Source organism: Micromonospora sp. NPDC049089, assembly GCF_040648775.1.
In the GTDB taxonomy this organism is placed as follows: domain Bacteria; phylum Actinomycetota; class Actinomycetes; order Mycobacteriales; family Micromonosporaceae; genus Micromonospora.
On record NZ_JBEZEH010000191.1, the window covers coordinates 1 to 14,184 of the forward strand.

Annotated in this window: 10 protein-coding genes; 3 read left to right on the forward strand and 7 right to left on the reverse strand. The window is 72.7% G+C overall.

Annotation, left to right across the window (positions count from 1 at the left end; translation table 11 throughout):
- Nucleotides 1–31: 31 nt before the first annotated feature.
- The 3 genes from AB0B48_RS26435 to AB0B48_RS26445 all read right to left on the reverse strand — a co-directional run bounded on the left by AB0B48_RS26435 (nt 32) and on the right by AB0B48_RS26445 (nt 2,549).
- On the reverse strand, nt 32–469 hold the full coding sequence (locus AB0B48_RS26435; RefSeq protein WP_357206231.1) for a VOC family protein: 438 nt from the start codon (nt 467–469) through the stop codon (nt 32–34).
- A 239-nt stretch (nt 470–708) separates the two neighbouring features.
- Nucleotides 709–1,884, reverse strand: coding sequence for a HAMP domain-containing sensor histidine kinase (locus AB0B48_RS26440; protein WP_357206233.1), 1,176 nt, complete (start codon nt 1,882–1,884; stop codon nt 709–711).
- Nucleotides 1,881–2,549, reverse strand: a complete 669-nt coding sequence (locus tag AB0B48_RS26445) for a response regulator transcription factor (protein ID WP_357206235.1) — start codon at nt 2,547–2,549, stop codon at nt 1,881–1,883. The genes AB0B48_RS26440 and AB0B48_RS26445 overlap by 4 nt, the downstream gene beginning before the upstream one ends.
- 141 nt (nt 2,550–2,690) lie before the next feature.
- On the opposite strand from AB0B48_RS26445, the gene AB0B48_RS26450 reads away from it, so the two are divergent.
- Nucleotides 2,691–3,842: a peptidase C39 family protein gene (locus AB0B48_RS26450; protein WP_357206237.1), complete on the forward strand. Its 1,152-nt coding sequence runs from the start codon at nt 2,691–2,693 to the stop codon at nt 3,840–3,842.
- On the opposite strand, the gene AB0B48_RS26455 is transcribed toward AB0B48_RS26450, so the two are convergent.
- Nucleotides 3,843–5,120 carry a PQQ-binding-like beta-propeller repeat protein gene (locus tag AB0B48_RS26455; protein WP_357206239.1) on the reverse strand — a complete coding sequence of 426 codons (1,278 nt, stop codon included), beginning with the start codon at nt 5,118–5,120 and terminating at the stop codon, nt 3,843–3,845.
- Nucleotides 5,117–6,415: a PQQ-binding-like beta-propeller repeat protein gene (locus AB0B48_RS26460; RefSeq protein ID WP_357206240.1), complete on the reverse strand. Its 1,299-nt coding sequence runs from the start codon at nt 6,413–6,415 to the stop codon at nt 5,117–5,119. Before AB0B48_RS26460 ends, AB0B48_RS26455 begins: the two co-directional genes overlap by 4 nt.
- Nucleotides 6,416–6,548: 133 nt before the next feature.
- On the opposite strand from AB0B48_RS26460, the gene AB0B48_RS26465 reads away from it, so the two are divergent.
- Nucleotides 6,549–8,411: a hypothetical protein gene (locus tag AB0B48_RS26465; protein WP_357206241.1), complete on the forward strand. Its 1,863-nt coding sequence runs from the start codon at nt 6,549–6,551 to the stop codon at nt 8,409–8,411.
- On the opposite strand, the gene AB0B48_RS26470 is transcribed toward AB0B48_RS26465, so the two are convergent.
- Nucleotides 8,412–10,208, reverse strand: coding sequence for a hypothetical protein (locus tag AB0B48_RS26470; RefSeq protein WP_357206243.1), 1,797 nt, complete (start codon nt 10,206–10,208; stop codon nt 8,412–8,414).
- On the reverse strand, nt 10,208–11,968 hold the full coding sequence (locus AB0B48_RS26475; protein ID WP_357206245.1) for a hypothetical protein: 1,761 nt from the start codon (nt 11,966–11,968) through the stop codon (nt 10,208–10,210). The genes AB0B48_RS26470 and AB0B48_RS26475 overlap by 1 nt, the downstream gene beginning before the upstream one ends.
- Nucleotides 11,969–12,405: 437 nt before the next feature.
- On the opposite strand from AB0B48_RS26475, the gene AB0B48_RS26480 reads away from it, so the two are divergent.
- A complete protein-coding gene (locus AB0B48_RS26480) occupies nt 12,406–13,560 on the forward strand; it encodes a hypothetical protein (RefSeq protein ID WP_357206247.1) in 1,155 nt (384 codons plus the stop codon).
- Nucleotides 13,561–14,184 lie beyond the last annotated feature (624 nt).

Below are 14,184 nucleotides of genomic sequence, written 5' to 3' on the forward strand. Positions count from 1 at the left end.
TGGCCGGTGCCCCGGTGCCGTACGTCGACCATCAGGCCGGTTCGGCAACCTCCGACGTGGCGAGCGCCGCTGCCGCGGCCCGCGCCGCCGCCGCTGCCGCCCGCTCGTCGGCGTTTCCGAGCACGCAGAACTCGTTGCCCTCGGGGTCGGCGAGCACCACCCAACCTCCACCGGTCGGGCCGACGTGGTCGGCGACCAGCGTCGCGCCGATGCCGAGCAGTCGCTCGACCTCCTCGGCCCGGGTCCGGTCGGCGGGTTGCAGGTCCAGGTGCAGCCGGTTCTTCACCGTCTTGCCCTCGGGCACCGCGATGAACAGCACCTCCGGGCCACCCGGCGGCAGAAGCATCGCTTCCGGGTCACCCGGGAAGTCGTCGGGCTGCCGGGGGCAGTCGAAGACCTGCGACCAGAAGCCGGCAAGGGCGTACGTGTCGTGACAGTCGATGCTGATGTTGTGGATCGTCGAACTCACAGTGGTCCTCCACGGTGGTGACGTGGTGCGGCCCGTGTACCCGGCGCACCACGCAGGAACTGGTTCCCCTTCGAGTGGGCGATCAGCGCCCGACCCGTGCGGGGGCGCTCCGCCTCCAGGACGTCAGCCGACGCTGACCCGGGGCGCGGAGCCGAGACTGGTGGACATCGACGCACCCCCTTCCCTGTCGAGCTGACGACGTGATCTTGCCATCGGGCGAGCGAGGTGCGCAACCCCGATCAGCTGGCGGCGGACACCGTCGCGGACGCCGCCGGGGCGTCCGACGACGGGAGGGTGACAGTGACCTCCAAGCCACCGCCGGGCTGCGCGACCACCCGTACGGTGCCGCCGTGCGCGGTGCAGACCGCCCGGACGATGGACAGCCCCAGACCTGAGCCACGGGCACCGGTGCGTTCCCGGCCACCACGGCGGAACGGCTCGAACAGCCCCGGCACGTCGGCCTGGTCCACCTCGAAACCGGTGTTCCCCACCACCAGCCAGGACCGGTCACCGTCGGTGCCGGTACGCACCCAGAGCCGACCGTGCAGGTGGTTGTAGCGGACCGCGTTCTCGATCAGGTTTCCGGCCAACCGGTCGAGCAGCCCCGGATCGCCGACGACCGGCGCGGACTCCAGCGACGTCTGCACCCGCAGGCCGATCCGTTCCACCTCGCGGCGCATCGCCGACAGCGCGTTGGCGGTGCCCGCGGCGAGGTCACACTCGGTACGCCGGCCGAGCTGCCGTCCGGCCTGCGCCTCGCTGCGGGCCAGCACCAGCAGCGCGTCCACCAGGCCGTTGGCCCGCTCGGAGGCGTCGCGGACCACTGTCGCCATCCGTCGATACTCGGCGGCATCCGCGTCGTCGTCGCTGAGCGTAACGTCGATCTCCGTGCGCATCACCGCGAGCGGGGTACGTAGCTCGTGCGAGGCGTTCGCCACGAAACGCTTCTGGGCCTCGAAGGCGGACGCGATCCGGTCCAGCATGGCGTCGAACGTCTTGGCCAGCTCGGCCACCTCGTCGTCGGCGCCCGAGTAGCCGATCCGCTGGTCCAGGGTCGCCTCACCCAGCCGCTGAGCGGTCGCCGTGACCTGGTGCAGTGGGCGCAGCGCCCGACCGGCCACCGCGTACGCGCCGGCCACCCCGACCACGCTGATCGCCAGCAGCGCGACCAGGCCCTTGGCCAGCAGCTCCCCGGAGGCGGCATCGACCAACTGCCGCTGCCACTCGGCGGCGTCCATCCGCCGGCCGTCGGAGAGCAGCACGATCGTGCCGGGCACCAACTCGTCGGTGGGTCGCAACGCGTCGCGGACCAGCAGCCAGGCCAGCAACACCAGGATCGCTCCGGCCCCGACCAGCAGCACCCCGTTGAGCAGGGTCAGCCGCAACCGCAGAGTGGGTCGCAGCCGGCGGCTCACGCGCTCACCTCGGCGGTGCGGTAGCCCGCACCGACCACCGTCTCGATCAACGGCGGGTCGCCGAGCTTCTTGCGTAGCGTCATCACGGTGACCCGGACGATGGTGGTGAACGGGTCGGTGTTCGCGTCCCAGACCCGTTCCAGCAGCTCCTCGCTGGAGACCACCGCGCCACGCGCCCTGAGAAGTTCGCTGAGCACCCCGAACTCCTTGTTGGTGAGGTCCACCGGCACCCCGGCGCGCGTGGCCACCCGACGGGCCGGGTCGAGCACCAGGTCGGCCAGTTCGAGCACCGGAGGCGCGGCCGGGGTGGCCCGCCGGCCCAGCGCCTGCACCCGGGCGACCAGCTCGTCGAAGGCGAACGGTTTGGGCAGGTAGTCGTCAGCGCCGAGCTGCAAGCCCTCCACCCGGTCGGCCACCGTGCCGCTGGCGGTGAGCATCAGCACCCGGGTCAACGCTCCGGAGGACGCCAGGTCGGCGCAGATCTGGTCGCCGTGCACACCCGGCAGGTCGCGGTCGAGCACCACCACGTCGTACCGGGTGACGAACGCCGCCTCGTGGCCGGCGTCGCCGTCGTACGCCACGTCGACAGCCATGCCCCGCTTGCGCAACCCCCGCGCGATCGCGTCGGCGAGGTTGCGCTCGTCCTCGACCACCAGTACCCGCATCCCGGCCTCCTCGCTGCTGACCACCGACAACCTAGTGCCGGCGGGCAACCATCGTCCCTCGCCGTCCGCGCCGGCCGGCGTTGCGGGCCACCGCGGCGTACGCGATGCTGGCCGGCGGTATCGAGCGACGGACGGACTGGCATGACCACTGCGGCACCACCCACCCGGCGGGACATCGCCTACCGGGGTTTCCACCTGCCGGCCGACCTGACCAGCGGCAGCGGCGAAGACCTGCTCGCCGACGGTCGAGGGCTCGTCCTCGACGGCGTCGCCGAACGGGGCACCTGGACGTCGCCGCCGGTACCGGTCGGCTTCGCCGTCGCCGAGGTGGTGCCGTCCTGGACGGCGGACACCCCCGACGGCTGCTGGATCGAGGTCGACCTGCGCGGCTGGCACGACGACGCGCCCAGCACCGACTGGTACCGGCTGGCCCGCTGGGCCGCCGGCGACGACACCGTACGGCGCACCTCGCTGCCCGGACAGCGCGACACTGCCGCCCGGGTCGACACCGACACCCTGATCGTGACCGGAGCGACGGTCACCGGTTGGCAGACGCGGGTGACCTTGTGCCGGCCCGCCGGCAACCCGACCGGCCCGGTGCTGCGCAGCATCGGCGCTGTCGCCACCGGCCCCGCGACGGTCGACCAGGGGTACACGGGGGAACCCGTCTCGTCCGCCGCCTGGGGCCGGGTGCTGGACGTGCCCCGCTACTCGCAGCGGCTGCACGCCGGCCAGTACCCGCAGTGGGGTGGTGGCGGGGACTCCTGGTGCAGCCCCACCTGCACCTCGATGGTGCTCGCCTACTGGGGCGCCGAGCCGACGCCGGACCGCTACGCCTGGGTGGAGCCGTCCGGCCCGCGTCCGGTGGTGGTCCACGCCGCCCGGCACTGCTACGACCACGCGTACGCCGGGGCCGGCAACTGGCCGTTCAACACCGCGTACGCCGGTCTGCACGGGGTGGACGCGTTCGTCACCCGGCTGCGGTCGCTGGTCGAGGCGGAGGAGTTCGTCGCCGCCGGCATCCCCCTGATCGTCTCCGCCGCGTTCCGGGCCCATGAGGTGCCGGGGCTCGGGTACGACACCGGTGGGCACCTGATGGTCCTGGTCGGTTTCAGCGCCGACGGCGACCCGGTGCTCAACGACCCGTACGCCCCGGACGACGACGCGGTCCGTCGCACAGTGCCCCGGCAGGCGTTCGAGGCGGTCTGGCAACGGGGCAGCGGCGGGGTGGCGTACGTGTTGCGACCCGCGTCGGTGCCGCTGCCCCCGCCACCCGCCCAGGCCAACTGGTGATCAGTCGGTCAGTTTCCAGAGCTGGTACCCGCCGGCCGCACTGCACACCAGGTAGCCGGTGATCGCCTGACACTCCCCGGTGGCGTCGGGCAGCACGTCCACGATGCGCACCTCTCCGGCGCCGACGTCCAACTCACCGACGAGCACCCCTGCGTCGGGGTGCCGCCGTATGCCGACCAACCGGCCGCCGGGGCCGAGTTGGTACAGCTCCCACCGGCCCAGGTCGGCCACCTGCTGGCCGGTCAGCGCATCGAGCACGATGTACTGCTCCAGCGGACCGATTCCGCTGATGTTGGCCATCAGCCGGCCGCCGGTCGGCCAGGCCCACCCCCACTGGGTGCTGCTCCAGCGCACCTCGCCGGTTGCCGGGTCGAGCGCCTGTAGCTCGTTGTTGCCGGTACGCACACACAGGACGGGGCCGCAGTCCAGCGCGAAGTCGATGTGGAGCCGGGCGCGGGTCCAGCGGGCCTCAAGCTGGTCCAGCCCGTACGCGGTGACAGTGCCCGAGCCTCTGTCGATGGCCAGAAGCAGGTCCTTCGTCAGGTCCAGGCCGATCCGACCACCGTCGGGCGGGCGCAGGTCGGCGCGGGCCAGCACCGCGCCGGTGATCGCGTCGCGTACCTCGACCGGCCCGTCCGCCTCGCTGAGCACCACGCGGTCCACCCCGCGCTCGGTGCCCCGCACAGTCGTCTCGGCGCTGGCGCCGGAGAGCTGCCAACGCACGGTGCCGCAGCACGGATCGACCGCGCGCAGAGTGGACGGTAAGGTCTCGCCGCCGCTACGCAGCAGCACGTTGCCGTCGGTCAGCTTGGAGACGGTGCCTGGCTGCTGCCACCGGTACGCCCCGGTCGCCCGGTCCAGCGCGACGGTGATCGTGTCCCGACCCTCCGGGCCGATCTCGTAGCCGGTGGCCAGCAGCATCCCGGCCAGTGGAGTCATCCCCCAGTACCTGGCCTCCGCCGACAGCGGCGCCTGCCAGACCGGCTCGCCGCCGGGTAACCGGTAGGCGGACACCCGCGCCCGTCGGGTCGTGGTGTTGGTCGGCTCCAGGACCAGGAGGAGGTCACCGTCGACCATGACGTCGGACCCGGACCGGACCGGCAGCGTCACCGGGGCCGGCCGGGATGGTGTGACGACGGAACCGGCGAGCGTGACGAGCGCGAGCACCACGACCAGCGCCACGCGCAGCGGACGACCATGAGCGCGGGGCGGGCGGGGCACCGGGTCCGGGTCCGGGTCGTGCCGCAGCTCACCGAGGTCGATCACCGGCCCGGTCATCGCGTCAACCGCCACAGCGCGGTGGTGCCGTCGAGGCGCTGGCAGAGCAGGACCGGCAGGGACGCCTGGCAGCTGCCGGCGATACCCGGCAGCACGTCGACGATCCGCGTCCGACCGGCCACCAGGTCCAGTTCGGCGACGACCATCCGACCGTCGTCACTTCGCCGCACACCGACCAACGGATCGTCCGGTCCCAGCACCGGCATCAGACTCCACACGCCCAGTTCGGTTCGTACCTGCCCGGTGGCCGCGTCCCGCACCGCGTACCCCTGGCCGGGCCTGGCCATCAGCAGCCGACCGTAGCGGACGTCGGCCAGGACGTCCTGGCCCGGTTCCGACCACCGCACCGAGCCGGTGGCCGGGTCGAGCACCTGGAGGCCGCCGGTCTGCGGCACCGCGCAGAGCAGACCGCCGCATTCGAGCGCATGCGACACCAACGTCACCTCCGCCGTCCACCGTGGCTCCAACTCGGCCAGCCCGAAGCTCACCAGCCGGGTGCTGCCCGGCGGAACGAGCAGCAGCAGGTCGGCGACGATCTGCACCCGCTGGTACGCCGACCGGTCACCGGGCAGCGTGTCGATGCTGCGCAGCAGCTGGCCGGTGTCGGCGTCGTGCACCTGCACCTCGCCGGTCGGTTGCAGGAGCACGAACCGGTCGACCTGCCCCTCTGACGTGAGGTGGTAGGTGGGGCTGGCGGCCGGCGGGAGCGGCACCGACCAGAGCACCAGGCCGGTGTCGGGCTCCACCCCGCTCATCGCGCCCGACCCGTCCTCTCGGCCATTGGTCACCAGCAGGCCACCGCGAGGGGTCGGCTGGGGAGCACCGGGATGCTGCCAGCGTTGCTGGCCCGTCGCGCTGTCGAAGGCGGTGGTCTGGAACCGCCGGTTCGGGGCGGTGACCGCCAGCGCCAGCACCAGACCCCGTTCGACCCGGACCTCGAGGTAGTTGGCCGTGCGGGCCAGCGGCGCCTGCCACCGCCGCCGCACCCCGACGCCGGTCGGTGCCGGCTGGGCGTACGCGGTCAGGTACCGCTCCCCGTCGGGTGCCGGCGGATCGACCACGTAGACCCCGTCCCCGGCCAGATACGCGGTGGCCATCCGCGACCCCGGCACCACGCTCACCGTGCGCTGCGTCGACGGCGCGGCACCGGCCAGCATCACCAGGCTGAGAAGCAACACAGTCGCGCTGCGCAGCGGGCGACCGACGGCGCGCGGGCGGCGAACCGGAGGTGCCGACGTGGGCTCGTCGCTGATCTCGCCCAGCTCGATGATCGACAACGACCGTCCTTCCGTCACCAGGTAAGGCTGGCCGACGAGTCACCGTCCGGCAAACCGACCGTCAGCGCACCGGCCCGGCAAAAGTGACGGAACCCCGCCTGTACGATGGCGCGTCGTGGCTGTGCCGGTGGTAGACCCTTCGCTGATTCCCGTGACCGACGCCGACCCGGTCGAGGCCGAGTCGACACGGCGGCCTCGACGCCGTCCGGCCCGAGCCGACCTGTTGGCCCTCGGAGCCTATGTGCTGCTCGGCGTCTTCGTCTGCCTCAACTACTGGGGTGACGTCAACGGCCGGGTCTCCTCGCACCTGCCCACCGACCACAGTTGGTTCGAGTGGCTGTTCGCGCACGGCGAGTACTCGGTGCGGCACCTGGAGAACCCGCTGTTCACGGCCCGTCAGAACGCCCCGGACGGGGTGAACATGATGGCCAACACCTCGCTGCTCGGGGTGACCCTGCCGCTGGCCCCGCTGACCATGCTGCTCGGCCCCCAGGTGATGTACGCCGTCTACCTGGGCGCGGCGCTGGCGGCCACCGCCGGCACCGGGTACTGGATGCTCTCCCGCCACCTGGTGCGCTCCCGGGCGGCGGCGTTCGTCGGCGGCGCCTTCCTCGGCTTCGCGCCGGGAATCATCCACCACGCCAACGGCCAACCGAACTTCGTCTCGAACTTCCTGCTCCCGCTGATCGTGGTGCGGGTGCTGACCCTGGGTGAGCCGGGCCGGTGGCGCCGCAACGGCCTCGTGCTCGGTGCGCTGGTGGCGTACCAGATCTTCATCAACGAGGAGATGCTGCTGCTCACCGCGCTGGCCTGCCTGGTCATCGTGCTGGCGTACGCCGTGCAGCGGCCGCGGGCCACCCGGGCCGCCGCCGGCACCTTCCTGGCCGGACTCGGCGTCGCCGGCGGGCTGGCGCTGGTGCTCACCGCGTACCCGATCTGGTTCCAGTTCAACGGCCCGCAGTCCTACCGGGGCCTGCAGGGTGGCGTGTTCCACAACTGGGGCGAGGACCTGGTCGCCTTCGTCACGTTCGCCAGGGACACCTGGGCCGGTGACCCGGCAGTGGAGAAGACGATCGGTCTGACCGAGCAGAACACCTGGTTCGGTTGGCCGCTGGTGCTGCTCTCGGTGGTGGCTCTGGTGCTGCTCGTACGCCGCTCGCTGGCCGCCCGGATCGCCGCGGTGCTCATCGTGGTGTTCAGCGTGGCCGCGATCGGGCCGTTCGTGCGCTTCAACGGTGTGGAGACCGGCGTGCGCGGCCCGTGGTCGTACGTGTCGGACGACCTGCCGCTGGTCGAGATGATGATGCCGACCCGGTTGACGCTGGTGGTCGCGGCCGCGGTGGGCGTACTGCTCGCGTTGACCTGGGACGCCGCGCACCGCCAGGGGCGCGCGGTGGCCGACCGGCCGCGGGTGCCGGCCCAGCGCGTCGATGACGCGACTCCGGCGACGACCGACGACGCGCCGGCCGCGCCGGCCGCCTCCCGCCGCCGGTGGCTGCGCCCGGTGGGGTACGCGGCGGTCGCCCTCGCCGTGCTGCCGCTCTTCCCCCGCCCGCTGCCCGCTCAGCAGATCGACCCGCCGCCGCACTTCATCACCGCGGGCGGCTGGCGGCCGTATGTGCCGGCGGGTCGCACCCTGGTGCCGGTGCCGATCCCGAGCAACGTGCACGGTCTGCCGACGCTGCGGTGGAGTGCGCTGACCGGGCAGGAGTTCCCCGTTCCGGGCGGCTACTTCATCGGCCCGAACGAGCTGGGTGAGGGGGTCTTCGGCGCGCCGAACCGACCAACCAGCACCCTCATCTACTCGACAATGGACAGTGGCACGGTTCCGGCGCTGACCGACGAGAACCGCCGGCAGGCCGTCGAGGATCTACGGTTCTGGCGGGCGTCGGTGGTGGTGCTCGGGGCGCACCCCCGCGAGGCGGTGCTCCGTGAGCTGGTCACCGCCCTGATCGGGCCACCGCAGCGGGTGGACGACGTCTGGGTCTGGGACGTGCGCGCCCTGGTGGGTTAGTCAGCCGACCCGGTCCCGGACGTCCCACAACCATCCGCCGTCGACCGGTCGGCCCGGGCCGAGCAGGTCGTCGACGGTTCGGCGGACCGGGTCACCGTGCTCCAGGTGCCCGAGTACGACCACGGCGGCACGCCAGTGCCGCAGGTCCTCGACCGCCTGGCGGCGGGCGGCGTCGTCGAGCGCCGGCACCACGCCGGTCTCGGCCACCTGCCGCAGCAGCACCGACGTGGGCCGGTCCGGCGCGCCCCAGCGGGCCGCCGGGTCGTCCGGGGCGCTGGGGCCGATGAAGTAACCGCCCGGCGCGGCGAACTCCAAACCGGTACGGGCGGACCAGAGCATCACCGGGCTGCGCCCGGCACCGGTGACCGGGGGCACCGCGACCACCGTCCGACCGGGCGGCACCAGCGGACGCCAGCCACCGGCGGCGAGAAACTCCGGCACCGGCGCGACCGGCACGACGCGGATCGGCGTCGGAAACAGGGGCAGCAACGCGGCGGCGACCGCGCCGGCCCACAGCAGCCGCACCGGTAGGCCCGGTGCCACGTTCGGCCCCCGCGCGGCCCGGACCCGGTCCACTGACAGCGCCACCAGCACCCCCAGCACCGGTACGCAGACCAGCGCGAACCGGGCCGGCACCGCGAGATCGAGCAACGGCAACCCACCGACCAGCCGGTACAGCCCCGGAATGCCGGTGGCCGCACCGTCCACCCGCAACTCGTCGCCGAGCGAGAGCAGGGCGAAGACCACGCCGCAGGCGGCCAGTGCCCGGACCAGCGGTCGTCGCCACTGCCAGATCACGATCACCACGGCGAGCACCAGCAGGCCCGGGCCGAAGAACGAGTTCTCCTCGGTCGGATTCGGCGAGAGCAGCCCTGGCAGCCAGTCGTCACCCAGCACTGTCTGCCGGGCCGACGCGGTGAACGAGGCGACGTCCAGTTGGAAGCCCTGCGTGGCGAACGCCATCCCGGAGTAGTGCTGCGGGCCGTAGAACTGGAACCACAACGGGTACGCCAGCGGCACCCCCGCCACGCCGGCGGCCACCGCGAGCCGACCGCAGAGGGCCGGCGCCAGCCGCCGTGCGGCCACCCGGTCGGCGAGCGCGTAACCCAACGCGAAGACGCCGGCCGCGAGCACCAGGAAGACCAGCACCTCCTCGCCGATGAAGACCTGCCAGACGAGCAGCAGCCCCAGGCCGACGCCGGGCCGCCACACGCCGTCTCGTGTCGTCTTCGAGGCCGGCCGGAACACCAGGGCGAGGATCGCGGGCACCAGGAACTGGGCGGCGATGTGCAGGTGGGCCCCCGCCTGGGCGATCATGCCCGGGGCGAAGCCACAGATCAGCCCACCCACCGCGGCAGGGGCCCGGGTGCCGACCAGCCGGCGGCGCAGCAGCACGTACCAGGCGACGGCGGACCCGGCGAGGCAGCAGACGACCGCCACGCAGAACGCCACCTGCGAGCCGAAGAGCACTGTGACCGGAGTGAGCGGAACACCCAGACCGAGCACCGACGTGTTCGCCATCAGGTTGACCCCGTCGGGCGCGTTCAACGCGGTGCTGAAGAGCGGGTTCTCCCCCTCGACCACCGCATGCGCGGCGTGAGCCAGCATCCACTCGAAGAGGATCTGGTCACCCGCCTGGTGGAACAGCCGCCACGGGTGACTCCACTGCCCGCTGGTCACCAGCACCGCGAGGCCCAGATAGCCGGCCACCACCAGCGCGTCCCGCAGCCAGGCCGAGCGGGACGCGCCGACCGTCGCCGGGGGCGAGATGTTCGGGGACGTCGTCCCGGTGGTCATCAGACCGAACGGTCGGTGAGCGTCCGGACGTCCCAGACCCAGACGTCCAACTCCTGGCGGCCCGGACCGACAAGCTCCTCGACAGTACGACGCAGTGGCTCGACGTTCTGCTGCCGCACCGGCAGCACCAGGATCGCCGCCCGCCAGTGCCGCAGCTCGTCGGCGAAGCGCCGACGCTGCCGGTCGTCAAGCTTGGGCGTACGCCCGGTGGTCGCCACCTCCTCCAACATCTGACCCACGCCGCTGGGACGACCGCCGAAACGGCCCGCGTCACCGGTGTTGCCGTTGCGGGGCGCGAGGAAGTAACCGCCTGGGATCTTGAAGTCGAGGTTGGTGGCCGCCGCCCAGCGCATGCCGTGCGTGTTGCCCATGCTGGGCACCGGGATCGGCACCAGCGTCTGGTCCGGCCCGACGTACGCCCGCCACCGGTCCGCCGTGATGAAGTCCGGCACCGGCGGCCGGGAGACCATCCGCAGCGGCATCGGTGCGATCGGCAGCAACGCGAAGGCCAGGCCCGCGGCGGTCAGCACCCGGACGGTACGGCGGTCGGCCGGGCGTAGCGCCCAGGCCCGCTCGACGGCGAGCGCCAGCAGCAGGCCGATCACCACGCTGGTGATGAGCCCGAACCGGGTCGGCACCACCGCGTCCAGCAGCGGAAGGTGGACCAACCACTGCCACGGTCCGGTGATCAGCTCGCGGTCCCACCAGGACACCCGCTCGCCAAGGGACAGCACGGCGAAGAACACGCCGGTCGCCGCGAGCGCCCGAACGATCAACTCCCGGCGCAGCCAGACCACGATGCCGATGGCCAGCATCGACAGGCTCCAGCCGAAGAAGGCGTTCTCCTCGGAGTAGTTCGGCGCCAGGTTGATGTTGGCTCGCTGGTTGCCGCCGAGGGTGGGCGAGCCGGGGGCGAAGAAGGCGGCGATGTCGTTGCCGTAGTCCTTCACCGCGTCGCTGAGCCCGTGGTAGGCCATCGGCCCGGCGAACTGCACGTAGAGCGGGTACGCCAGCAGCGCCCCCGCCAGCAGCGCGCAGGTCACCACGCCGACGCCCAGAGGCCGCCAGGCCGCTCGCCACCGGGCCGGCTCCTGAGCCAGCACCGCCAGCAGGAAGACGCCGCAGGCCAGCGCCGTGAAGAGCAGGATCTCCTCGTTGATGAACGCCTGCGCGGTGACCAGCAGGGCGAGCAGCGCCCCGTCCCGAACCGGTTTTCCGGAGCGGGTGAGCACCAGCACCCGCCACACGATGAACGGCAGCAGGAACTGGCTGATGATGTTCGGGTGCCAACTGGCGTGCGAGAGCATCGCGGGCGAGAAACCGCAGAACCAGCCGCCGACCGCCGCCGCGAGCGGGGTACGCACCAGGTGGCGGGAGAGCATCAGGTACCAGGCCATGGCGGTGCCGGCGAGCCCGAGCGTGACCAGCACCACGAAGGAGACCGCCGGCCCGAAGAGCAGCGTCACCGGGACCATCGGAATGCCCAGCGCCAACACGGCAGTGTTGGCCATCAGGTTGACGCCGTCCGGGTAGTTGAACTGCTCGGTGTAGAACGGGTACTCGCCGTGCAGCACCACGCGTACCGAGTGGGCGAGGAAGAACTGCACCTGCGCCGGGTCACCGGTGTAGAGCGAGGCCACCCGACCGGAGGGGTCCAACCAGATCCGGCTGGTCACCCAGAGTGCGGCGAGCAGGAACAGCCCGCCCACCGCCAGATGCTGCCGCCGCCGGGTCCACCGCCACCGCGCTCGCGTCGGCACCGCGCTCTCGGCCGGCGCTCCGGGTTCGGCGGGCGCTCCTGGGGCGGCCGGCGCTTCGGGATCGGCCGGCGCTGTGGCCGGGTCGGCCGGCGCTTCGGGATCGGCCGGCGCTGTGGTGGGGGCGGCCAGCGCGGGCGGGCCGGCGAAGAGACCGGCCGGTGTGCGGTAGCTCACCAGCTCGGCGGAGTCGGCTACCGCCTCCGGGTGCGGCGCGGGCAGGGCGCGGGACTCGGCAGGCGTCACAGTCGGCGGAGTCTACCGGAGTAACCAAAACGCCCTAAACCCCCGGTGGTGTCCATTGTGGTGCTTCGGATGCCGGCCAACTGAGGTGCCGCATCGGACATCTCGTACTATGGCGCTTTCCGACAGCGACGGCGAGGCGATCGGGGGCGGGCCAGGTGACTCCAGGCCGTCGGTACGGCAGGGCGCTTCCCGTCCTGCTGAGCGCGCTGCTGGCCGGCACCGCCTGCGGTCCGGTTGCCGAGCGGAAGCCGCAGGACCTCCGGGTCGGGTACGACAGCCTGGACGGCACCCTCGCCGTGTGGCCGCCCCGGGGCGACCTCTCCAGCGACGCCACGGCGACGTCGGCGGTCACCGCGGCGGTCCGGAGCTGGCGGTCGCCGGCCGACGACCGCGCGCACCTGCCCTCGTCGGGCATCCTCTTCTCCGGTCGGGTCGACGGCGCCCCGGTGGCGCTGGTGGCCGCCGACGTGCCCGGCGAAAGCGCATCCTGGCTTCTGCAACTGACTCGCGAGGGCGACCGGTACACGGTGACCCGCGCCACCGAATACACCGATCCGGGTTACCTCGTCTACTCCGACGTGCTGCCGGTGCAGACGGCCGGCGGCCGGCGTTACCTGGTCTCGGCCCGGGTGCAGAGCCTCCTCGGGCCCAAGGACCGGACGTTGACCATCGCGGACGGTCTCAGCGCACCGGTCGACGTGCCGTCCTGCACCGCCGTCGGCGTGACCGCGACCCTGCGAACCACGGAGTCGCTCCCCCGCGGTCGGGCCGCCGACCGGCTGCTCGACCTGGGCACCGGCACCGTCGACCCGCGCTACCCGTTGGTCCGCGACGAGTCCGGCACGGGCCGGCGGGCGCTCACCGGTCTGGACACCTGCGTGCTGTCCGGCGACCGGGGCCCCTTCGGCAGCATCCCGCGCCGGATCGGGGACCGGGACGCCCCACGCTCGGTGCCGACGTCCTGGCCGATGGCGAAACTCACCGTACGCTCGCTCGGCGAAGTTGCCCTCGGCGGCGGCGAGCCGGCCGAGTTGCAGCAGCTCAGCTGGGACACCGACGCCGGCGCGATGACGGCGGTGATCTATCGACCTGCCGACGGGAGCGCGCCCGTCGTCTCACCCGCCGACCGGGCCACCCCGTTGCAGGCGTACCAACTGCCGGTGCCCGGTCAGCCGCTGGTGGTGCTGAGCTGGCGGGCCACCCGGGACAGCTCCCTGTCCGTTCCGCCGGGCACTCCCCTGCTGGTCGAGCGCCCCGGCCTGGTGGTCGTCCCCACCCCGTCCCGCTCCCAGACCTACAGCCTCGCCAACACCGACAAAACCCACTACCGCTCAATCTCCCCCCGCTAACCCACCCGCCCCGCCCCCTCACCCCGCCCACCCCACCAGGCCGGGCCGGGCCGGAACAGGCCGGGCCGGAACAGGCCTCACCCCCGCCCACCCCCGCGATCTTGCACTTTCTGTGCCGACAAAACAGGGCTGAAGGCGCATTACGTCGACCGAAAGTGCAAGATCGGCGCGGGCAGGGCACGGGCGCGGGCAGGGCACGGGCACGGGCAGGGCACGGGCAGGGGCGCGGGCAGGGTTGGGCGGTGATCGGGGGGCGGATATGCGACGTCGGGCGTCCCGCCGCACCCCGCCGCACCCCGCTACGCTGCGCCGCACCCCGCCGCGCTCCCCGCCACCCCTCCGCAAAGTCGATCATGGAGTTGTGGTGGGCAACTACTGGCCATACGCACCTTTTGCGGGGCACCACAAGTCCTTGATCGACGCAGCCGAGGCGGAGCTGGGGCGGGGCGGGGCGGGGCAGTCAGTCGGAGGGCTTGGGCGCTGCGGGCTGGGGACTGCGGACTGCGGGCTGGGGGCTGGGGGCTGCGGACTGCGGGCTGGGGGCTGCGGACTGCGGACTGGGGGCTGCGGACTGCGGACTGGGGGCTGCGGACTGCGGACTGGGGGCTGAGGGCTGCGGACTGG